We start from the raw sequence: 20,965 nt of genomic DNA, 5'->3' as shown, positions 1-20,965 counted from the left end.
ACCACCGGCCACCCCAGTCAATCCTGGGGATTGCTCGCCAACTCCAAGCTCTAACTTGGAGGTTATGACTCTGGATGATCTGCGGGTGTTCGTGGCCGTGTGCCGCGCCGGCAGCCTCAGCGCCGTCGCCCGGGAGCTGACCTGCACACAGTCGGCGGTGAGCCAGCGGGTGAAGCGGCTGGAGCGCGAGACCGGCGTCAGCCTGCTGGAGCGCCAGCCGCGCGGTGTCGTACCCACCCCGGCCGGACGCATTCTGTGCGAGGCGGCCGCGGACGGGATCGCCGGGCTCGATCTGGCGCTGCGCCGCCTGAGCGACCTCGTGCACGGGGAGAGCGGCTCCGTACGGATCACCACCGGCAGCACCACCGTGCGGCACTTCATGGCCGAGGCGATCGTCTCCTTCCGCCGTCGCTATCCGAACGTGAACCTGGAGTTCCAGACCGAGAGTTCCAGCCGCGGCTGCCTCGACGCCCTGATCGCCGGCCGGCTGGATCTGGCCTGGATCACCCTCGGCGCCCCGGTGCGCGGTGTCGAGCAGCGGCCCGTGGCCGAGCTGCCCTGGGTGCTCGCCATGCGGGCCGGGGACCCGCTCGCGGCCCGGTCGCATGTGGAGGTGTCCGACCTCGCCGACATCCGTCTCTTACGGCTGCCGCCGAACTCCACCTCCGGCGGGCGCCTCCACGCCGCCCTGGCCGAGCTGGGCATACGGGCCGGCTCCGATACCGGCGTCGCCGACTGGGACACGGCCCTGCTGCTGGCCGAACTCGGCCTGGGGCGCGCCGTGGTGCCCGCACTGCCGGGACTGCCGGTGCCCGGGGGCGAGGGGCCGCTGCGGCTCGTCCCGATCCCGGCGCTGCCACCGCTGCCGGTCGGCTGGGCCGCACGCCGCTGGGACGCGCTGCCGCCGCTGGCCCGGGCCTTCGCGGACACGGTGGCCCGCACCCTGAGCGAAGACGCCTCCCGCGAACGGCACTCCGCCCGGCCCGTCGAGTGATCATTTTCGGACTTCCCCCGCCAACGCGCGCAGATGGTCATCCCCAGGAGGCGCACACCCCATATGCTTCTACATGCGTGTAGAAGCGCGGAGGGCGGACGCAGGCAAGAACGTGCGATGGGCCGCGAACGTTCCGCGGCCCATGGCCCGTTGTCGCGCGACCGCCGTCCTTCGCCGCACGCGCCCGTAACCCCCCACGCTCACGCGTGCAGTAGGCAAAGCGAAGGAGTGAACGCCACGATGGTGTTCAAACGACTGCTCGGCTCGCTCGGTGTCGGCGGGCCCACCGTGGACACGGTGCTGGACCCCGGCCCGGTCCGCCCCGGCGGGCCGCTGACCGGTCAGGTCCATCTCCGGGGCGGCACGGCGGACTTCGAGATCGAGCAGATCACGCTGGAGCTGGTGGCCCGGGTGGAGGACGAGCACGGCGAGGAGGAGCGGGAAGGGGTCGTCCTCTTCGACCGCTTCACCGTCGGCGGCGGCTTCCGGCTCGCCGAGGGCGAGCAGCGCAGCCTCCCGTTCACCGCCCACCTCCCCTGGGAGACGCCGATCACCGAGCTGTACGGGCAGCCGCTGGGCATCATCCTCGGGGTCCGCACCGGGCTGGAGATCGCGGGCGCGAAGGACAAGGGCGACCTCGACCAGCTGACCGTGGATCCGCTGCCGGTCCAGGAGGCCGTTCTGGAGGCGCTGGGCCAGCTCGGCTTCGGCTTCAAGTCCGCCGATCTGGAGCTGGGCCATGTCGGCGGCACCGGGCAGCGGCTGCCGTTCTACCAGGAGATCGAGCTCACCCCGGCCCCCCAGTACGCCCACGCCATCAACGAGCTCGAAGTGACCTTCCTGGCGAGCCCGGGCGGTATGGACGTCGTCCTGGAGGCCGACAAGCGCGGCGGGCCCTTCTCCGCGGGGGACGACGCCCTCACGCTCTTCACCGTCGGCCATGAGGGCGTCGAGCACCGCGACTGGAACACCGAGGTGGACGCCTGGATCCGCCACCTCGTCGAGCGGCGCGCGGCGTACGGCTCGTCCGGCCCCTACGACTCCTACGGCCACGGCGAGTACGGCGCGCCCGGCCACGGCCACCACGACGGCCACGGCCACGGCCATGGGGACCACCACCATCACGGCGGGCGGCGCTCCGGCCCGAGCACCGCGGCGATCGTCGGGGGCGTCGCGGCGGGTGTCGCGGTCGGCGTCGTCGGCGGAATGGTCGCCGCGGAGGTCGTCGACGAGATCGGCGACGCCTTCGAGGACGAGGAGGACGAGGACTGACGGCCGCCCCGGCCCCGGGGCGGTCCCCGGCCCCGGGGCGGACCCCGGGCCGGTAAGTCCGCTCCCGCACCCGGCGTTTGGGCCTGCCCCGGTGCGGCCGCGGCCCGACGGCCGTGGTCCTATGGGGCCACATCGCCAGCCGGCGATCGGACCCGCCGTCGAGGAGGACGCACCACCATGACCGCCGACAGCCGCCCGGAGCCGCCCCACCTCGGCGACGAGCGCGCGACCCTGCGCGCCTTCCTCGACTACCAGCGGGCGACACTCGCCATGAAGTGCGAGGGGCTCGGCGACGAGGAGTTGCGGCAGCGGTCGATGCCGCCCTCGACGCTGACCCTGCTGGGCCTGGTGCGGCACATGGCCGAGGTGGAACGGGCCTGGTTCCGGCGGGTGTTCGAGGACCCCGACGCGCCGATGGTCTGGGCGCCGACGATCGACTTCCAGGCGGCGTACGACGTGAGCGGGTCGTCCAGGGCCGAGGCGTTCGCGGCCTGGGAGGCGGAGGTCGAGACCTCGCGCCGGATCGAGCGGGAGGCGGAATCGCTCGACCTGGTGGGCTATCAGCCCCGGTGGGAGGAGGAGGTGTCGCTGCGGATGGTGCTGGTGCATGTGCTGCTGGAGTACGGCCGCCACAACGGGCACGCGGACTTCCTGCGCGAGGGCGTGGACGGGGTCGTGGGGGCCTGAGCCCCCCGCTCGGGCGCATGCGCGCTGTCCGGCACACCATGCCCCGGCCCGGTCCCGGCGGATCCCACCGCCCGCGCACGCGCCCCGGGCCACGCCGGGGCGCAACGGGCGCCCTTCCGGCCCGGTGAGGACTGCGGTGTGCGCCCGCCACGGTGATCGCGCCCGGCCTGGCGTCCGGCAGCGGACCGCGCCCTCGACCGGGCATGGCGGCGTCATCCGGTGCCGCATGTGACGTCGGCGGGTGGTTCGGCGGGCGGCAGGCGGCCGGTTCCAGACAGCGGCTGAGGCCGCGCGGCCCGGCCGGGGCCACGCGGCCCCGGGAACTGGTTGAGGCGGCCAGGGCTGGGCACTCCGTGGGGCGCGCGGACTGATACGACCTCGCCGCGTCCGGAACTCCCGGGACATCCGGAAGGACGATCATGAGCGAGCCCAGGACATCCCCCCGCATGCTCGGCATCTACCTCAACGACCACCTCGCCGGAGCGACGGCCGGAATGGAGCTGGCCCGCCGCACGGCCCGCGAGCACCGGCGGTCGCCCTTCGGCGGTGAGCTGGAGGACCTCGCCGTACAGATCATGGAGGACCGTGCGGCGCTCCTGTCCCTCATGGCCGACCTCGAGGTGCCCGTACGCCGCTACAAGGTCTACGGGGGCTGGCTGGGCGAGAAGGCGGCGCGGCTGAAGCCCAACGGCCGCCTGCGGCGGCGTGCCGGGCTCAGCTCGGTCGTCGAGCTGGAGTCGCTGCGGATCGGCGTGGAGGGCAAGGCGATGCTGTGGCATTCGCTGCTGGCCGCGGCCGGCGAGGACACCCGGCTGGACACCGACCGGCTGACCGAGCTGCTGAACCGGGCGCGGCTCCAGCGCGAGCTGCTGGAGTCGCTGCACGACGGCGCGGCCGCCACGATGTTCAGCCGCGACCGAACGGAGTCGCGAGAGGCGGTGGTCGGGCCATGACGCCTCCGCCGGACGGCGCCGCCGAGTTCCTCTTCGTCGGCAACGCCACCCTCCTCATCCGCTACGGCACGCTGACACTGCTCACCGACCCGAACTTCCTGCACCGGGGCCAGTACGCCTATCTGGGCAAGGGGCTGATGTCCCGGCGGCTGACCGAGCCCGCCCTGGCCGCCTCCGACATACCGTCCGACCTGGACGCCGTGGTGCTCTCGCATCTGCACGGCGACCACTGGGACCGGGTGGCACGCCGAAGGCTGGACCACTCGCTGCCCATCATCACCACCCCGCACGCCTCCCGGCGGCTGCAGGGCGTCCATGGGTTCAGCCGGGCGACCGGGCTGCCCACCTGGCACGATCAGGTCCTGGTGAAGGATCACAGCCAGGTCCGGGTCACCGCGCTGCCGGGCAGACACGCCCCCGGCCGGTGGCAGAAGCTGCTGCCACCGGTGATGGGAAGCCTGCTGGACTTCGGCGAGCCCGGACGGCCTCCTCGGCTGCGGGTCTACATCACCGGCGACACGCTGATGTTCCCGGGCATCCATGAGATCGCCCGGCGCTACCCGGAGGTGCATCTCGCGGTGGTCCACCTGGGCGGCACCCGGCTTCCGGGCGGGCTCATCGTGACCATGGACGCGCTCCAGGGGGCCGGTCTGGTCAAGGCCGTACGGCCGGAGCGGGTGCTGCCGGTGCACTACGACGACTACGCCGCCTTCAGCTCCCCGCTCTCCGCGTTCCTGGAGGAGAGCCGGAGCCCGGACTTCCCGTCCACGGTCGTCCACTGCGCACGCGGGGAGCGCGTCACCGTGAACGCGCAAGGGGTGCTGGCGACGCCGTGAAGGCCGCCGTCGCCGTCGTGGCGGGCGTGGCGGTCAGACCGCGCTGGTGGGCGTCTGGTCGTCGCTGTGCAGCCGTCGCAGACGTTCCACCAGCTGCGGACGGTGCAGGTCCACGACGAGCGCCATCAGATCCGGATGGCGCAGCAGCGGTGCGGCCCGGCAGTCGAGCGCGTCGGGGGCCGTGAGCCGCCGCCACTCCCCGGGGGATCCGCCGCCGTGCTCACAGTGGCCGAGCGCCGCCACGGCCTGGGACGCCAGCGTGGAGCAGGTGAGCAGGGCCGCCGCCCAGCTCGCCACGACCTCGTCCACCCAGGTGCGCCAGACGCCGTCGGGGCCGCTGATCTCGTACGGCTCCGCGTCCACGAGCCAGTCCAGCCGGAAGGAGCCGTCCGGCCCGGCGAGGGGCGCCAGGGGGCAGTCGGTGGGGGTCGCGTAGCGCAGCAGGGTGGCCAGCGTCACGGCCTGTCTCGCCTGGGCCTCGGCGAGCGCCGCGTTCATCGCTCCGTCAGCCGCCGGGTAGGCCCTGATCAGCCACTGCGTGGTCGCAGCGATGACGGATGACAGGTCCAGGGACAAACGACGCCGCTCCTTGTACGCGATAGATGTCAGCACCGTACCCGCGGAACGGCGGTGTCTAACATGACATAGATCACATTGACGGGCTCCGGCATGACGCAGATCACGCCATGCGTCGGCGCGCCGAGCACTGCGTAACCGGCCGCGCACCGCATAGTGGCCGGTTGGCCGGGTACCTGGGGCCCATGAACGCGCCGGGCCCCGCCGTCGGCGTGGTCGTCGCCACCCGCGACCGCGCGGAACGTCTCGCCACGGCTCTGGACCACCTCACCGACCTGCCGGAGCGGCCACCGGTCGTGGTCGTGGACAACGGCTCGACGGACCACACCAGGGCCATGGTCGCCGAACGGTATCCCCAAGTACGGGTCCTGGCCCAGGGGGACGACCGCGGGTCGCTTGCGCGCAACGACGGCGTACGCGCCATCGGCACCCCCTATGTGGCCTTCAGCGACGACGACTCCTGGTGGCACCCCGGAGCCCTGGCACGGGCCGCCACCCTGCTGAACGGCCATCCGCGGCTGGGCGCGCTGGCCGGTCAGCTGCGGGTCGGCCCGGCGGAGCGGCCCGATTCGCTGAACACCACGCTCGCCGCCTCCCCCGTCGGCCGCGCGGAGGACCTTCCCGGACCGGAGGTGTACGACTTCCTCGCCTGTGCGGCCGTGGTACGCCGCGGCGCCTTCCTGGAGGCGGGCGGCTTCCATCCGCTGGTCCTCTCCGGCGGCGAGGAGACCCTGCTCGCCTACGACCTCGCGGCGATGGGCTGGGGCGTCTCGTACTGCCCCGAGGTGGTCGCCCACCACGAACCGGCCCCCTCGCCGTCCGAGGAGCGCACCGCCGCGATGCGACGCGACGAGCTGATCGGCTGCTGGCTCCGCCGCCCCCTCCCCCTCGCGGCCCGCCGCACCGCCGAACTCCTCACCGAGGGCGGCCGGGACCCGGTGGCGCGCGCCGCACTGCGCGGCCTGCTCGCCCGGCTACCGGCCGCACTGTGGCTACGCCGCCCGCTGCCCCCGTGGGTCGAGGAGGCCGCCCGGCGCGTGGACGAACAGCGCGCGGACGAGGGCCTGCGGCGGGACGAGAGGCAGATCGTCACCTATGACTGATGACGGGGCCGCCCGTCGATGCGACCCGGCGGCGCCGGGGGTGCGGTAGACGCCGGGGGCGCGGCAGGGACGGGGTGCGGCACGCGCTGCAGCTGCGGCAAGCACGGGGGGTGCGGCACGCGCTGGGGTGTGCGCCAGGCGCCGGGGGTGTGGCACACGCCGGAGGTGCGGCACACGCTGAGCGCGTGGCGCGCGCTAAAGGTGCGATACGCGCTGGAGGCGCGGCACGCACTGGAGACGCGGCACGCACCAGAAGCGCGGCAGACCGGGGGCGCGGCACGCACTGGGGGGACGGCAGGCGCCGGAGGTGCCGCACGCGCCGGAGGCGCGACAGGCCCCGGAAGCGGCGGCGTGGGAGTCGCGGGCGGGGCCGGTGATGGCCGCACGGCGGTCGCCGTCAACACCCCGCGCCCCCCAGGCGTATCCGCCGCGCACACCCCGAACCGGCCGGCCGAACGCCCGAGCCGCCGCCCGTGATCGTCACCGACAGCGGACGGCGGGGACGCACGGGCAGCCGCCCAGCGGCACACCGGCGGCGGCGCCGCCTACCTGGTGACCGCGCGCCGCACGCCGTAGGCCGCCGCGCCCAGGGCCAGCACCGCCGTGCCGGAGACCACCGAGGAGACGGGCAGGGCGAAGGCCAGCAGCAGGCAGCCGGCCAGGCCGAGCCCCGGCACGATCCGCGGGGGGCGGCCCTCGGCAGGGGTGAGGGTCCAGGCGGAGGCGTTGGCGACGGCGTAGTACGCCAGCACCCCGAAGGAGGAGAACCCGATCGCACCGCGCAGATCCGCCGTCGCCGCCAGGACCGCCACCACCGCGCCCACGGCCAGTTCGGCGCGGTGCGGCACCGCGAACCGGGGGTGCACGGCGGCCAGCGCGGGCGGGAGGTGCCGGTCACGGGCCATGGCCAGGGTGGTCCGGGAGACGCCCAGGATCAGCGCGAGCAGCGACCCGAGCGCGGCCACCGCCGCGCCCGCCCGCACCACCGGCGCCAGCCACGCGAGCCCGGCGGCGCGCACGGCCTCGGCCAGCGGGGCGCCCGCCGCGGCCAGCCCGCCGCTGCCCAGCACGGTCAGCGCGGCGATCGCGACCGCCGCGTAGACGGCCAGGGTGATGCCGAGCGCGAGCGGAATGGCACGGGGGATGGTGCGTGCCGGGTCGCGGACCTCCTCGCCGAGCGTGGCGATACGGGCGTATCCGGCGAAGGCGAAGAACAGCAGGCCGCCCGCGCGCAGCACCCCGCCGAGGGTGGCGTCCCGGCCGATCTCCAACCGTGCCGCGTCCGCCTCCCCGGAGGTGAGGAGGGCGACGACCACGGCGGCCAGCACCGCGAGTACGACGGCCACGATGGCCCGGGTCAGCCAGGCGGCCTTGTGCACCCCCACGAAGTTGATGGCCGTCAGCGCCACCACGGCCGCCACCGCCACCGCGGACGCGTGGTCGGGCCAGACGTAGGAGCCGACGGTCAGGGCCATCGCAGCGCAGGAGGCGGTCTTGCCGACCACGAACCCCCAGCCGGCCAGATACCCCCAGAAGTCGCCCAGCCGCTCACGGCCGTAGACATAGGTGCCGCCCGAGCGCGGATAGCGGGCGGCCAGCCGCGCGGAGGAGGTGGCGTTGCAGTACGCCACCACTCCGGCGGCCACCAGGCCGAGCAGCAGCCCCGACCCCGCCTCCCGCGCCGCGGGCGCCAGCGCCCCGAAGATGCCCGCGCCGATCATCGACCCCAGACCGACCACGACCGCGTCGAAGACCCCCAGACGGCGCCGCAACTCCCCAGGCCCGGCCGGGTTGTTCGCCGTATCGCCCACCCCCTAAGCCCCGGTCCGTGATCATCAACCGCGAGGGAGCGGCCAAGGCCTGCAGGGTGGTGGTGATGGCGGCGGAGTCCGCGTCCAGATGCGCGACCAGGATGGTCCGACCGTCGGCTCCGTGTCCCATGGGGGCATCGTAGCCACAGCAACACCTCAACAGGTCTGCGGGTGTTCCACGTGACGGGCTTCGACCATCGCCGCGCCGGCCGGGCGGGGGCGCGGGCACGCCCGGCCGGGCCGCCGAGCGCCGAGCGCCGTGCGGGCCGAGCGGGGTCCTCCTCTCGGCCCGCCGCTCTACGATGGGGACATGCCGGTCAGCGAACCCTCCTCAACTGCGACCCGGTCGCATACGCACCACAGCGGCGCCGCGCAGTTCTCCACGGCCGCCAATGTCTTCTCGCTGCTCTCCGACCCGACCCGGCTGCATCTGGTCTGGTCCCTCGCCCGGGGCGAGGCCGATGTCAACACCCTCACCGAGGCCAGCGGGGCGGCCCGCCCGGCGGTGAGCCAGCATCTGGCGAAGCTCCGGCTGGCCGGGCTGGTCCAGGTGCGCAAGGAGGGCCGCCGCTCGGTGTACTCCCTGCACGACGGCCATCTGCGCCGACTGGTCACCGAGGCCGTCAACCACGCTGACCACATGGTCACCGGCGCCCCGCCGCACGACTGAGCGCCGGGGCGCGGTGGACACCGACCGCACCGCACCCCTCCCCCGGCGTCGCCGGAGCTCCTCACCCGCCGTGATGCGCCAGCAGATGATGCGGGTCCCGCGCGCCCGGCCCAGGAGCCGGATCGGTGTGCACCAGGGCGGCGGTCAGCCGGGGCACCGTATGGCGGAGGGCGTGTTCGGCCTCGACCGCCACATCGTGTGCCGCGCGCAGCTCCAGGCCGCCGTCCACCTCGACCGTGACCTCGGCGCGCAGCCGGTGGCCGATCCAGCGCATCCGGAGTTCGGTCACGCGCAGCACTCCGGGGACCGCGCGCAGGGCGGCCTCGCCCGCGTCGACCACCGCCGGGTCGACGGAGTCCATCAGCCGCCGGAACACCTCGCGGGCCGCGTCCTTGAGGACGAGCAGGATCGCGGCGGTGATGGCCAGGCCGACGAGCGGATCGGCCGCCCGCCAGCCGAGCGCCACACCGCCCGCGCCCACCAGCACGGCCAGCGAGGTGAAACCGTCGGTGCGGGCATGCAGTCCATCGGCGACCAGGGCCGCCGAGCCGATCCGCCGCCCGACCCGGATCCGGTGGCGGGCCACCCATTCGTTGCCCAGGAAGCCGAGGACCGCCGCGACCGCGACGACGCCCGGATGGGAGATGTCGCGCGGGTGCAGCAGCCGGTCCACGGCCTCGTAGGCGGCCAGGGCCGCCGAGGCGGCGATGGTCAGGACGATGACGATCCCGGCCAGGTCCTCCGCCCGGCCGTAGCCGTAGGTGAACCGGCGGTTCGCCGCACGGCGCCCCAGGACGAACGCCACGCCGAGCGGCACCGCGGTGAGCGCGTCGGCGGCGTTGTGGACGGTATCGCCCAGCAGCGCCACCGAACCGGACAGCATGACGACCCCGGCCTGGAGCACCGCCGTGGCGCCCAGGACGGCCAGGGAGAGCCACAGGGCACGCATGCCCTCGGCCGAGGACTCCAGCGCGGAGTCGACCTTCTGCGTCGACTCATGGGAGTGCGGTTTCAGCAGATGCGCGAGCTGGTGCCGCCGATGGGACCAGCGTCCGTGGTGACGGGACTCCATGACGCCATTATGTGCATACACGCGCACCCGTGCACCTGTCGGGTTCCAGGGTCCCCAGCGCAACCCGTAGGGTCCAGCGTCCTAACGCGACCCGTAAGGCAACAGCGCCATCTCCCGCGCGTTCTTGATGGCGCGGGCCAGCTGCCGCTGCTGCCGCGCGCTCACCCGGGTCACCCGGCGGCTGCGTATCTTGCCGCGGTCGGAGACGAACTTCCGCAGCAGCTCGGTGTCCTTGTAATCGATATAGGTGATCCCCGCCTTGTCCAGCGGGTTCACACGGTTGCGCCGGGCGTCCCGGCGGGTGGGGTCGAGGCGTCGGGCCATCATCGGGTCCTTGTCTACGTGGTACGTGCGGTGTCCGTGCTCAGGTCAGGACACCTGGTCGAGCAGTTCGTCGAAGGCGTGCGGCAGCCGGCGCCAGGCGTCCGGCCCGGCCGCGTACTCGGCGTCGGTCAGCAGACACGAGTCGAGCAGCGCCAGCAGCCCGTCACGGTCGAGGCCGGGCGAGGTGAAGGTGAGGTGCTGACAGCGGTCGCCGTGGTCGGGATGCCAGTCGAGCGCGGCGGCGACCCGCCGCTCGGCCGGGACCATCTCCCAGGCGGCGTCCGGCAGCGCGGCCAGCCACGGCCCGGCCGACTCCACGCACAGCGCCCCGCCCGCCGCCTCCCACGACAGCAGGGTCTCGCCCCGGTCCGCCAGCCAGAAACGGCCCCGGCTGCGGGCGGCCGCGCAGGTCAGGTCCTCCAGCGCGGCGTAGAGCCGCCCCGGGTGGAAGGGCCGCTCGCGCCGCCAGACGAGGGTGGCCACCCCGTGGTCGTCGCCGTCCTGCGGCAGCAGCGCGCACGCCGGATGCTGACGGGCGGCCGCCGCCGCGATGTCGAAGCCCTGGAGAAGGGCGGGCCCCAACACCCCCTCGCCGAGCCGCTTGTGCCGAGCGCCCGGGGTGAGGTGGGCGAGCAGGGCCAGGTCACCGTCGTCCGCGGACTCCTCGGACGACTCGTCCTCGGCCACGGCGATCACGGTGGGATACTCCAGCTGCCGGGCGAAGGTGTCCGCGATGGTGCGCTGGTCGGTCGGGGCGGCGGCGAGACCGGCCTCGGCGAGGTCGTCGCCGTTGGCGAGGTACGGCACCATCAGGGCCGGGTCGACCGCGGTGGCCACCCCGGTCAGCTCCAGCGGCGCGCCCTCGGCCGCGATGACGGCGGCCATGGCCTGGGGCTCGACCGACTCCCACAGTTCGACAACGGCGAGCCGGTGCCCGCCGCCCGCGGCCAGCCGCAGCAGCTCGGGGACCATGTCCTCGCGCAGCGCACAGCACGCGCAGTCGTTCACCAGCGGCGCCTCGCCCTCGCCGAGCGGCCCGGAGGCATCGCGCACGGTGCGGCGCACGGCGCGGTCGGTGGCGGCGGACAGGTCGTGGTGCAGCGCCACGGAGCCGGGCACCGTGCGCAGGATCTCCTCGACGGCGGCGCGGCGGGCGTCGGCGTGCAGTCCGCCCACGACCGCCACGGCCAGCCGGTTCTCGTCCGCGATCACCGGCCCCTCCGCCCGCGTCCGTAACGCCGCTCGAACCGCTCGACGCGGCCCGCGGTGTCCACGACGCGCTGGTTGCCGGTGTAGAAGGTGTGGCTCGCCGAGGAGATCTCCACGTCGATCACCGGGTAGCTGTTGCCGTCCTGCCATTCCACCGTCTTGTCGCTGGTGGCGGTGGAGCGGGTGAGGAAGGCGAAGTCGGCGGACCGGTCGCGGAAGACGACGGGCCGGTACGCGGGGTGAATTCCGGGCTTCATGGCGATCAGCGCTCCTCGCGGAAGTCGACGTGGCGGCCGGCGACCGGGTCGTACTTGCGCAGGGTCATCCGGTCGGGGTCGTTCCGCCGGTTCTTGCGGGTCACATACGTGTAGCCGGTGCCCGCGGTGGACCTCATTTTGATAATCGGGCGTAGTTCATTGCGTGCCATGAGCCACAGCATACACGGTAGTGGTTTTCATTTTCATCTAGCTGCTAGGCTGCCGCGACATCCACACCACACCACCGAACGGAGGAACCATGTCCGCCCACTGCCAACTCACCGGCCGGCAGCCCGGCTTCGGGCACCACATCTCCCACTCCCACCGCCGCACCAAGCGCCGGTTCGACCCCAACATCCAGCACAAGCGCTACTGGCTGCCGAGCGAGGGCCGCCACATCCGGCTCACCCTCAGCACCAAGGCCATCCGGACCGTCGACGTGATCGGCATCGAAGCGGCCGTGGCCCGTATCCGCGCCCGGGGAGGGAAGGTCTGATGGCCAAGAAGAGCAAGATCGCCAAAAATGAGCGGCGACGCGTGATCGTGGCGCGCTACGCCAAGCGCCGCGCCGAACTGAAGGCGCTCATCGCCGACCCCCGGACCCCGGAGCAGGAACGCCTCGACGCCCAGCGGGAACTGCGCCGCCAGCCCCGCGACGCCAGCGCCACCCGCGTACGCAACCGCGACTCCATCGACGGCCGCCCCCGCGGCCACCTGCGCGCCTTCGGCCTCTCCCGCATCCGGCTGCGCGAAATGGCACACGCGGGCGAACTCCCGGGGGTGACCAAGAGCAGCTGGTGATTCCCCACCGCTCCGGGTCCGGGTCACACCGCCGGGGTGTGCCGCTTGGCACACTATTCATGTCGTGCCGACGTCGGTGGTCCGCCCGTCGGCGTCGACGGCTCTCGTCCGCCGGCGCCGACAGGGCGTCCGGCTACGGGACGTCGGCGAGGCGGAGGTCACCCTCGGCGGGCGGTGCGAAGAAGCCGGCCACCTCCGCGACGGTGACCTCGGCGAGAGCGGCCGGGGTCCAGCGGGGGCGGCGGTCCTTGTCGATCACCTGGGCGCGGACGCCCTCGACGAAGTCCGGACGGGACAGGGCCGCACACGAGACGCGGTACTCCTGCTCCAGGACGCGCTCCAGCGAGTCGAGCTCCCGCGCCCGGCGCACGGCGGCCAGCGTGACCTTCAGCGCCGAGGGGGACTTGGCGAGAAGGGTCTCGGCGGTCTCCTTGGCCGCCGGTTCCCCGACGGCCATCAGCCGGTCGACGATCTCCTCGACGGTGTCCGCCGCGTAGCAGTGGTCGATCCACTCCCGCTGGTCGTCCAGGGTTCCGGCCGGGGCCTGCGCCGCGTACCGGGGAAGGACGTCCGGCACCGGGTCCGCGGCCAGGTCCCGGGTCAGCGCGGGCAGCAGCTCGGACGGGACGACATGGTCGGCCAGCCCGCACCGCAGCGCGTCGGCGGCGCCCACCGACGCGCCCGTGAGCGCCAGATGCGTCCCCAGTTCGCCCGGTGCGCGGGACAGCAGATAGGTGCCGCCGACGTCCGGGACGAAGCCGATCGTGGTCTCGGGCATGGCCACCCGGGAGCGCTCGGTGACGATCCGCACGCTGCCGTGGGCCGAGACCCCGACGCCCCCGCCCATCACGATGCCGTCCATCAGGGCCACATACGGCTTGGGGTAGCGGGCGATCCGGGCGTTGAGCGTGTACTCGTCGCGCCAGAACGCCCTCGAGGCCGCGCCGCCGCCCGAGGTCACATCCCGATGGATCATGCGGATGTCGCCGCCCGCGCACAGCCCGCGCTCCCCCGCCCCGTCGATCACCACGGCCCGGACGCCCGGATCCCGCTCCCAGGCGGTGAGGGCCTCGGCGATCCGGGTCACCATCGGATGGGTCAGGGCGTTGAGGGCGCGGGGCCGATTGAGGGTGAGATGTCCGGCGCGGCCCTCGGTGCGCGTCAGCACGGCGTCGTCGTCGAGCACGGAGTCGGTCACGCGGTCGGTCACGGAGTCGCTCACGGGGTGTTCGGTCCTTCCGGCGTCTGGTGCGTTCGCGGATCACCACCGATCCGTCACCGCCGATCCTCTCAACACCGCCGATCCTCTCAACGGGCCATCGGCCCGGGACAGCCGCGCCCTCTGCTTGACTGGGTACATGCTGTCGATCGGTTCCGTGGTACTGGGGGTCTCGGACGTCCGGCGCGCGGCCGCGTTCTGGACGCGGGCCCTGGGATACGTCCCGCGCGGGGAGATCGAGGACGACTGGGTGGTGCTGGTGCCGCCGGACGGCCGCGCCGGGACGGGCCTGTCGCTCGGCCGCAGCGATACCCCGGTCCAGGGGCGCCCACGGGTCCATCTGGATCTCTACGCGGGGAACGCGGCCGATCAGGCCGCCGAGGTGAAGCGGCTGGTGTCGCTGGGGGCCCGGCGGGTCCGCTGGGAGCTGTATCCGCCGGACGCCGATTTCATCGTCCTGGCCGACCCGGACGGAAACCGCTTCTGCGTCATCGACACCGGCCGCGGCTGAGCCCCGCTCCCGCACCGCGAGCGCCGCGGCACAAAACGCTCTGGACAGGCGCGGCCCCGCCGGGGAGGGTGGGCGCGGCCCATCACTGACCCCCGAGGACCCGTCTGATGACTGCTCATCCGCTGCCCACCAGCACCCCCGCCGCCGAGGGCGTGGACGCGCGGGGCGTCCACGCCTTCCTCGACGCCATCGAGGGCGCGCCGGACATCGAGCCGCACAGTCTGATGATCCTGCGTCACGGCCGGCTCATCGCCTCCGGCTGGTGGGCGCCGTACACCGCCGAGCGGCCGCATCTGCTCTACTCCCTCAGCAAGAGCTTCACCTCCACGGCGGCGGGGCTGGCCGCGGCCGAGGGGCTGCTGAACCTCGACGATCCCGTGATCTCGTACTTCCCCGAGTTCGAGGCGGAGATCACCGACCCGGGCAGCCGCGCCATGCTCGTCCGCCATGTCGCGTCCATGGCCAGCGGACATGCCGAGGAGACCGTGGAGCGGGCGTTCGGCGGGGACCCGGAGGAGCCCGTGCGCGGCTTCCTGCGGATTCCGCCGGATCACGCGCCGGGCACCGCCTTCGCCTACAACCAGCCCGCCACGTACACCCTCGCCGCGATCGTCCAGCGGGTGACCGGGCAGTCGCTGACGGAGTATCTGCGGCCGCGTCTCTTCGATCCGCTGGGCATCGGCGAGACGGCCTGGCTGCAGGTGCCGGCCGGGCGCGACCTGGGCTTCAGCGGGCTGTTCGCCGCCACGGACGCGATCGCCCGGCTGGGGCTGCTGTATCTGCGGGGCGGCGCGTGGGAGGGCGAGCGGCTGCTTCCGGAGTCCTGGGTCGCCGAGGCGACGCGGGAGCACATCGCGACCGAGGAGGCCATGGCCAATGGCTCGGGGCCGGACTGGCGGCGGGGGTACGGATTCCAGTTCTGGATGTCCCGGCACGGGTACCGGGGCGACGGGGCGTTCGGGCAGTTCTGCCTGGTGCTGCCGGAGCATGACGTGGTGATCGCCACGACGGCGGAGACCGAGCGGATGCAGGCCGTCCTGGACGCGGTGTGGGAGCATCTGCTGCCCGCGTTCGGCGAGGCGCCCCTGACCGGCCGCGAGGACGAGGACGCCGCGCTGGAGCGGCGGCTGTCCCGGCTCGCCCTGCCGCCCCTCACGGCGAAGCCCGCGCCGCTCACGGACCCCGGCGCCTGGTCGGGCGCGGAGTTCGGCCCAGAAGACGGCGCCTGCGCGGATCAGCCGACCCTGACGGGGGTCACGGTGGCCGAGGACGGCTCCGGCGGGTGGACCGTCTCGCTGGCCGAGGAGGGGTCCCGGCTGGACCTGGGGTTCGACGGCGCGGGGTGGCGCGTCCACGACGGGCCGCGGGCGCCCGTCCCCACGGCGGTGAGCGGGGGCTGGACGGACCCGGACACCCTGACCGTGGACGTGGCGTTCCTGGAGACCCCGCATCACCTGGTGGTCACCTGCTCCCTCGCGGACCGCGTCTTCACCGCACGGTGGCGCACGGTTCCGCTGCACCGGGCCCCGCTGCACGTCATGCGCGCACCAAGGCCGCGTTGACGCCTTCCGCCGTTCTGGAAGGGCACCGTTCTGAAAGGGTGGGGCTCTGGTCCGGGGCAGCCCCCGGGATGGACCGAGGCCCCGTTGCGGGCGGACTGCGGAACGAGGCTGAGATGCGCGAGATCGATGCGACGGGCGGGGTCGAGGGACAGGGCGCACGGAGGGATGCGCCGGGCGTGCGGGCGCACCCGGCCGGGGGTGCGGGATCCGCGGGCGCGGTGTGGGTGCTGCGCCCCGACGGGGGCCTCGACCGGCCGGACCACCCCCTGTTCACCGGCGCGTGGCAGGTCGGCCGGGACAGACCCACCGCCGCCGTGATCGTGGATCTCTCACGGATCCGGGAGATCACGGCGGACGGGGTACGGGGGCTGCTGCAGTGCGCGCGGGCCCTGGCCGAAGCCGGTGCCGCGCTGCTGCTCGCCGGGGCCGACGAACCGGTGGCACGGCTGCTGCGCGTGGCACTGGTGGACGGCACGATCCGGATCCACGACACCGTCGAGGCGGCCGTCGCCGCCTGCGGCGCGGCGGCGACGGGGGCGGACGCCGCCGCGCGGGACGGCGGCCGGACGGCGGTGCCCGAGGTGATACGGCTGCGCCGGGAGACCGTCGATCTGCGCGCCAGACTGCGCTCGCACCCGCTGATCGCACAGGCGCAGGGCGTCCTGCGGGAGCGCTACCGGCTGCCCGATCCACAGGCGGCGTTCACCCTGCTCCAGCGCAGTTCACAGACGCACAATGTCAAACTGCGGACCCTGGCGGCCGCGCTGCTGCGCATGGACCGGCCCGATCCGGACAGCCCGCTGTGGTTTCCGCGGCGCGTGCCCGAGGACGCCCCCGCGCTGCCGTTCCTGCCGGGGGTACGGCCCGGCGAGGTCAACCGCGGCACGGTGGTGAAGAGGGTGCTGAACCAGGCCCTGGAGGTGCTGGGCTCCGACATGGGCGATCTGCAGCTGGCGGACCCGGTGAGCGGGCTGCGGATGGAAGAGCACCAGGGGTTCGGCAGGGAGTTCCTCGACTTCTTCGCCCATGTCGACGGCGAGACCTCGTGTGCGACGGCGGCGGCCCGCGCCCGGCCGGTGATGTCGGACATCGCCACCGACCGCGTCTTCTCCGACGCCGCCCGCGAGGTCATCCTGGCGACCGGCTCCCGCACCGCGCACAGCATCCCCATGACCGGCGCCTCCCGCCGGGTCGTCGGAGTGTTCTCGGTCCATGTCTCGCAGGCGGGGCGCAGCCTGACCAACGCCGAGGCCGGGATACTCCACCAGCTGGCCACCCGGGCGGGGCTGTGGCTGGAGTGGCATGAGCGCACCGTCGTGCTGGACGCGCTCGAAGATCTGCATCAGCGCGCCCAGGGCGCGGACCCCGAAGCGGCTCCCCGTCGGGCTGACCCGGAAGCGGCTCCCCGACGGCCTGACCCGGAAGCGGCCCCCCGACGACCGGGCCCCGGAGCGGCTCCCCGGCGGTCGTCTCTTGGGAATCCGCGCAGGGGGTACCCGGCAGGGTCGTGACAGCGCTGCTCGGGGCCCGGCGTCGGGAGGATGACCATGGCTGTACCGGCCGCGACCCGCTCCGGTGGCATCCACGCGCCGCCGTGGCTCGGGATCTACCTCAACGACCACCTGGCCGCCGCCACCGCGGCGGTCGGGCTGGCCCGCCGGATGACCCGCAGGCACCGGCGCTCTGCCTACGGCGGCGAACTGGCGCGGCTCACGGCGGAGTTCGTGCAGGACCGCAGGTCACTGCTGTGGTGCATGGCCTCGCTGGACGTCCCCGTCCGCCGCGGCAAGATCCGCGCGGCGCGGGCGGCCGAGCGCGCCTCACGGCTGACGCCGGCCGGCCGGCCGCGGCGACGCTCGGGGGTGAACACGCTGGTGGGGCTGGAGGCGCTCCGGGTGGGCGTGGAGGGCAAGGCGCTGCTGTGGCGGTCACTGCTCGCCGTGGCCGTCCACGACACCCGGCTGCAGACGGGCCGCCTGGCCGAGCTGCTGGAGCGGGCCGGGCAGCAGCTCACGGCCCTGGACTCGCTGCACTCCCGGGCCGCCTCGGCGCTGATCTCGGCCGACGACCCGGCGCGGGCCGCGTCCGGTCCGCCCGCTTCAGTCGGTCGCCGGCGGGCACTCGGGGACGATGAATGACCTTCCTGGCGTGCCCGAGTCGTACTGGCTGGACACCGCGCCGCCCGGCACCCCCCACCCGGCCCTGACCTCGGACCTGGAGGTCGATGTCGCCGTCGTAGGCGCCGGCATCGCGGGGCTGAGCACCGCATGGGAGCTGACCCGCGCCGGGCACCGAGTGGCGGTGCTGGAGGCGGACCGGATCGCCGCGGGGGTGACCGGCCACACCACCGCCAAGCTCACCGCGCTGCACGGGCTCATCTACGACCGGCTGCGCCGCACCCGCGGCCCCGAGGGCGCTCGGATGTACGCGCGGTCGCAGTCCGACGCCGTCGAGCGCGCGGTGGCGATCACGGCCGAGCTCGGTATCGACTGCGATCTGGAGGACGTCCCGGCCTTCACGTACACCGAGGACCCGGCGCGCGCGGACACCATCCGCGCCGAGGTGGACGCCGCCTACGAGGCGGGGCTGCCCGCCTCGTATGTGACGGAGACCGGGCTGCCCTATCCGGTCGCGGGCGCGATCCGGGTCGAGGGAGGGGCGCAGTTCCATCCGCGCGGCTATCTCCTCGCGCTCGCCGAGGATCTGCGCGCCCACGGCGGGCGGATCCACGAGCACACCCGCGCCACCGGCCTGGTGGAGGGCTCCCCCTGCCGGGTCACCACCCGGAGCGGTGCGGTGGTGACGGCCGGGGACGTGGTGATCGCCACCCACTACCCGGTGTTCGACCGGGCGCTGCTGTTCACCCGGCTCTCGCCGCGCCGCGAACTCGTCGTGGCCGGGCCCCTCCCCGCCGAACGGGACCCCCGGGGCGCGTACATCACCCCGGAGCATCGCACCCGGTCGGTGCGCACCGCGCCGTACGGCGACGGGACGCGGCTGCTGATCGTGACCGGGGAGTCCTTCACACCCGGCACCGGGGACACCCCGGAGCGCTTCGAGCGGCTGGCGGACTGGACCCGGGAGCGCTTCCCCGGTGTGGAGATCACCCACCGCTGGGCCGCCCAGGACAACGACCCCACCGACAGCGTGCCGATGGTCGGCCCCTTCCACCCCGGCGCGCGCCACACCTACGTCGCGACGGGCTTCGCCGGCTGGGGCCTGAGCGGCGGCATCATGGCGGGCCGGCTGCTCACGGCGCTCATCAGCGGCGAGCGGCCGCCGTGGGCCGGGCTGTACGACCCCCGGCGGCTGCGGACCGCGCTGCGCGAGGCCCCGGCGCTGCTCGGCCACCAGCTCGAGGTCGGGCGGCATTTCGTCGGCGACCGGCTGCGCGCCCCGCAGGCCGGCTCGGTCGACCGGATCGCCCCCGGCACCGGGGCCCTGGTCCGGGTGAACGGGCGGCACTGCGCCGTCTACCGGGACGAGGACGGCGCGGCTCACGCGGTCTCGGCCCGCTGCACCCATCTGGGCTGCCTCGTCGCGTTCAACGCCGCCGAGCGGACCTGGGAGTGCCCCTGCCACGGCTCCCGCTTCGGAACCGACGGCCGGGTGCTCCAGGGCCCGGCCAACCGGCCCCTGGAGCAGCGCGACATCTGACCCCCGCCTGCCCCCGCGCGACGCCTGAACTCCGACTGAACTCCGCTACGCATGCCCCCGCGGCATCCGCCCGCGGCGTCTGATGAAAAGACGCACATGGCCTCGGGCCATGGGGGTATACGCGCTGGCGTCACCCCTCCGGCTGAGAAAGGACCACTGCCGTGCTGATGGCCCACCCGGTCGTACTTCAGAACCTCATCGAGCAGTACGAGACGCTGCGGATACTGCACGCCGAATCGGGCGGCACCGAGGTACGACAGCGGATGGACGACCTCGCCTACACCCTGTGCGTCTCCACCGGGACGCGGGATGTGGACGCCGCCCTCATCGCCGCCCGGCACCAGCTGCCCGGCGCCCGCGTGGGGGACGACTCGGCCCTCACGGCCGGGGCGGGTACATCGGGCGGCTGAGCCCGCGCCGCCCACCCTGGAGGCGCCGCCGCCGGATCAGCCCTCGGCCCCCCGAGCCAGCTCGGCGAGGTCCATGGTCTGGTTCGCGGGCGGCGCCTTCACCGTGACCGGCTCATTGAGGCCCGAGAAGGTGATGGTCATGTCGAGCGGGCCCTTGTCCCCCTCGCCGCGCATCCGGAACCGCTTGGTGTGGCCGTCCTGGTCGATCCACAGGTCCATGGACAGCCGGTCGACCCCCATCTTCTCGTACTCCGTAAGGCTCTTCTCGCGGCGCTTGCGGGTCGCCGCGTCCTCGTCCTTCAGGCTCTCGCGCATCTGGGCGAGGGTGATGGTGCCCCGGTAGTGCGTCGTGCGCGCCCCGTCGATGGTTTCCTCGCCGACCCGCTTCACATCGTCGGCACCGGAGAGGAAGGCCGAGTCGTCGGCCGGGTTCTTGTCGGCCTGGCGGGAGAGCGAACCGCCGCCCAGCCCGCCGGTCGCCTTCTCGCCCAGGGCCGAGAAGTCCAGCTTGAGCCAGCTCTTCCCGTTCAGCTCGCCGGCGGCCTCCTTGCCCCCGTCGAGGTACATCGCCCCGTCCACCATCCGGATCTCCACCGCCGCGTCGGTGCCCTGGCCGACCGCGCGCATCGTCATCCGGACCGCGACGGGCTTGGTGCTCATCGCCGCCTCGCCCTCGATCCGCCCGTCCTCGGGGGTGCGCCCGGTCATCCGGTAGCGGAACGAGGTGAGCTTCTCGCTCTTCTTCGCGGCTGCCCGCACGGCCGCCGCCGGGGCCATCCGCACCTGCTCCGAGGACTTCTCCCCCGCCTTGCCCTCCGGCTTCCCGTCCGCCCCGGACGAACCGCAGCCGACCGCACCGCCGCAGAGCAGCACGGCGGCGAGCACGGCACCGGCCGCGCGAGTGCCTCTGCCATGTCCCCCATATACGACCATGGCCATATACCCCACCCCTTGCAGAACTTCTGTTCGTTTCTCTGTGATCCGGGACAGTACCAGCAGCGGGTGACAGCCGACTCCCGACGGTCATGCGCACACCGCGCA

Annotated in this window: 24 protein-coding genes; 15 read left to right on the top strand and 9 right to left on the bottom strand. The window is 73.8% G+C overall.

Annotated elements, in window-relative coordinates; translation table 11 throughout:
• Positions 1–64: 64 nt before the first annotated feature.
• The 5 genes from J8403_RS38630 to J8403_RS38610 all read left to right on the top strand — a co-directional run bounded on the left by J8403_RS38630 (position 65) and on the right by J8403_RS38610 (position 4,742).
• A complete protein-coding gene (locus tag J8403_RS38630) occupies positions 65–994 on the top strand; it encodes a LysR family transcriptional regulator (RefSeq protein WP_211127240.1) in 930 nt (309 codons plus the stop codon).
• Between the two features lie 240 nt (positions 995–1,234).
• Complete coding sequence (locus J8403_RS38625) at positions 1,235–2,266, top strand: sporulation protein (RefSeq protein ID WP_211127239.1); 1,032 nt, start codon at positions 1,235–1,237, stop codon at positions 2,264–2,266.
• Positions 2,267–2,443: 177 nt separating this feature from the next.
• A complete protein-coding gene (locus tag J8403_RS38620) occupies positions 2,444–2,953 on the top strand; it encodes a DinB family protein (RefSeq protein WP_211127238.1) in 510 nt (169 codons plus the stop codon).
• A 419-nt stretch (positions 2,954–3,372) separates the two neighbouring features.
• Complete coding sequence (locus J8403_RS38615) at positions 3,373–3,906, top strand: hypothetical protein (RefSeq protein WP_211127237.1); 534 nt, start codon at positions 3,373–3,375, stop codon at positions 3,904–3,906.
• Positions 3,903–4,742 (top strand): MBL fold metallo-hydrolase, encoded by an 840-nt coding sequence (locus tag J8403_RS38610; protein ID WP_211127236.1) that lies wholly within the window; start codon positions 3,903–3,905, stop codon positions 4,740–4,742. Before J8403_RS38615 ends, J8403_RS38610 begins: the two co-directional genes overlap by 4 nt.
• Positions 4,743–4,775: 33 nt before the next feature.
• Here J8403_RS38610 and J8403_RS38605 read toward each other — a convergent pair whose 3' ends face one another.
• On the bottom strand, positions 4,776–5,318 hold the full coding sequence (locus tag J8403_RS38605; protein ID WP_211127235.1) for a hypothetical protein: 543 nt from the start codon (positions 5,316–5,318) through the stop codon (positions 4,776–4,778).
• A 185-nt stretch (positions 5,319–5,503) separates the two neighbouring features.
• Between J8403_RS38605 and J8403_RS38600 the strand changes: the two genes are divergently transcribed.
• A complete protein-coding gene (locus tag J8403_RS38600; RefSeq protein ID WP_211127234.1) occupies positions 5,504–6,421 on the top strand; it encodes a glycosyltransferase family 2 protein in 918 nt (305 codons plus the stop codon).
• Between the two features lie 545 nt (positions 6,422–6,966).
• Here J8403_RS38600 and J8403_RS38595 read toward each other — a convergent pair.
• Complete coding sequence (locus tag J8403_RS38595) at positions 6,967–8,232, bottom strand: APC family permease (RefSeq protein ID WP_211127233.1); 1,266 nt, start codon at positions 8,230–8,232, stop codon at positions 6,967–6,969.
• A gap of 310 nt (positions 8,233–8,542) precedes the next feature.
• Between J8403_RS38595 and J8403_RS38590 the strand changes: the two genes are divergently transcribed.
• Complete coding sequence (locus tag J8403_RS38590; RefSeq protein WP_086710756.1) at positions 8,543–8,902, top strand: ArsR/SmtB family transcription factor; 360 nt, start codon at positions 8,543–8,545, stop codon at positions 8,900–8,902.
• Positions 8,903–8,963: 61 nt separating this feature from the next.
• Here the strand turns inward: J8403_RS38590 and J8403_RS38585 are convergent, their stop codons facing one another.
• The 5 genes from J8403_RS38585 to rpmG all read right to left on the bottom strand — a co-directional run bounded on the left by J8403_RS38585 (position 8,964) and on the right by rpmG (position 11,934).
• A complete protein-coding gene (locus J8403_RS38585; RefSeq protein ID WP_211127232.1) occupies positions 8,964–9,974 on the bottom strand; it encodes a cation diffusion facilitator family transporter in 1,011 nt (336 codons plus the stop codon).
• Between the two features lie 81 nt (positions 9,975–10,055).
• Entirely contained in the window at positions 10,056–10,298 is a 243-nt protein-coding gene (rpsR, locus tag J8403_RS38580) for a 30S ribosomal protein S18 (RefSeq protein ID WP_211127231.1), read from the bottom strand.
• Positions 10,299–10,343: 45 nt separating this feature from the next.
• Positions 10,344–11,510 (bottom strand): GTP-binding protein, encoded by a 1,167-nt coding sequence (locus tag J8403_RS38575; RefSeq protein ID WP_211127230.1) that lies wholly within the window; start codon positions 11,508–11,510, stop codon positions 10,344–10,346.
• Positions 11,507–11,764, bottom strand: coding sequence for a type B 50S ribosomal protein L31 (locus tag J8403_RS38570; protein WP_211127229.1), 258 nt, complete (start codon positions 11,762–11,764; stop codon positions 11,507–11,509). Before J8403_RS38570 ends, J8403_RS38575 begins: the two co-directional genes overlap by 4 nt.
• Positions 11,765–11,769: 5 nt before the next feature.
• Positions 11,770–11,934, bottom strand: coding sequence for a 50S ribosomal protein L33 (gene rpmG / locus J8403_RS38565; protein ID WP_211127228.1), 165 nt, complete (start codon positions 11,932–11,934; stop codon positions 11,770–11,772).
• An 89-nt stretch (positions 11,935–12,023) separates the two neighbouring features.
• Between rpmG and rpmB the strand changes: the two genes are divergently transcribed.
• Together rpmB and rpsN are read left to right on the top strand one after the other, a co-directional pair.
• Complete coding sequence (gene rpmB / locus J8403_RS38560; RefSeq protein ID WP_211127227.1) at positions 12,024–12,260, top strand: 50S ribosomal protein L28; 237 nt, start codon at positions 12,024–12,026, stop codon at positions 12,258–12,260.
• Entirely contained in the window at positions 12,260–12,565 is a 306-nt protein-coding gene (gene rpsN, locus J8403_RS38555) for a 30S ribosomal protein S14 (protein ID WP_198281329.1), read from the top strand. Before rpmB ends, rpsN begins: the two co-directional genes overlap by 1 nt.
• A gap of 133 nt (positions 12,566–12,698) precedes the next feature.
• Here the strand turns inward: rpsN and J8403_RS38550 are convergent, their stop codons facing one another.
• The gene (locus tag J8403_RS38550) at positions 12,699–13,787 is read right to left on the bottom strand and encodes an enoyl-CoA hydratase/isomerase family protein (protein WP_246586192.1); all 1,089 of its coding nucleotides are present in this window, start codon (positions 13,785–13,787) and stop codon (positions 12,699–12,701) included.
• A gap of 136 nt (positions 13,788–13,923) precedes the next feature.
• Here J8403_RS38550 and J8403_RS38545 point away from each other — a divergent pair, with 136 nt between their 5' ends.
• The 6 genes from J8403_RS38545 to J8403_RS38520 all read left to right on the top strand — a co-directional run bounded on the left by J8403_RS38545 (position 13,924) and on the right by J8403_RS38520 (position 19,924).
• Positions 13,924–14,295 carry a VOC family protein gene (locus tag J8403_RS38545; RefSeq protein ID WP_211127226.1) on the top strand — a complete coding sequence of 124 codons (372 nt, stop codon included), beginning with the start codon at positions 13,924–13,926 and terminating at the stop codon, positions 14,293–14,295.
• 107 nt (positions 14,296–14,402) lie between these two features.
• Positions 14,403–15,857 carry a serine hydrolase domain-containing protein gene (locus J8403_RS38540; protein WP_211127225.1) on the top strand — a complete coding sequence of 485 codons (1,455 nt, stop codon included), beginning with the start codon at positions 14,403–14,405 and terminating at the stop codon, positions 15,855–15,857.
• 113 nt (positions 15,858–15,970) lie between these two features.
• Positions 15,971–17,368, top strand: a complete 1,398-nt coding sequence (locus J8403_RS38535; protein WP_246586191.1) for an ANTAR domain-containing protein — start codon at positions 15,971–15,973, stop codon at positions 17,366–17,368.
• 36 nt (positions 17,369–17,404) lie between these two features.
• Entirely contained in the window at positions 17,405–17,995 is a 591-nt protein-coding gene (locus J8403_RS38530; protein WP_246586190.1) for a hypothetical protein, read from the top strand.
• A complete protein-coding gene (locus J8403_RS38525; RefSeq protein ID WP_211127224.1) occupies positions 17,988–19,514 on the top strand; it encodes an FAD-dependent oxidoreductase in 1,527 nt (508 codons plus the stop codon). The genes J8403_RS38530 and J8403_RS38525 overlap by 8 nt, the downstream gene beginning before the upstream one ends.
• Before the next feature lie 161 nt (positions 19,515–19,675).
• On the top strand, positions 19,676–19,924 hold the full coding sequence (locus tag J8403_RS38520) for a DUF5133 domain-containing protein (protein WP_211127223.1): 249 nt from the start codon (positions 19,676–19,678) through the stop codon (positions 19,922–19,924).
• A gap of 36 nt (positions 19,925–19,960) precedes the next feature.
• On the opposite strand, the gene J8403_RS38515 is transcribed toward J8403_RS38520, so the two are convergent.
• Positions 19,961–20,863 (bottom strand): SCO4651 family lipoprotein, encoded by a 903-nt coding sequence (locus J8403_RS38515; RefSeq protein WP_211127222.1) that lies wholly within the window; start codon positions 20,861–20,863, stop codon positions 19,961–19,963.
• Between the last annotated feature and the right edge of the window lie 102 nt (positions 20,864–20,965).

This window comes from Streptomyces yatensis (assembly GCF_018069625.1).
Classification (GTDB): Bacteria; Actinomycetota; Actinomycetes; order Streptomycetales; family Streptomycetaceae; genus Streptomyces; species Streptomyces yatensis.
The sequence above is the reverse complement of the archived record's forward strand: the minus strand, read 5'-3'. Positions and strand labels throughout refer to the sequence as shown.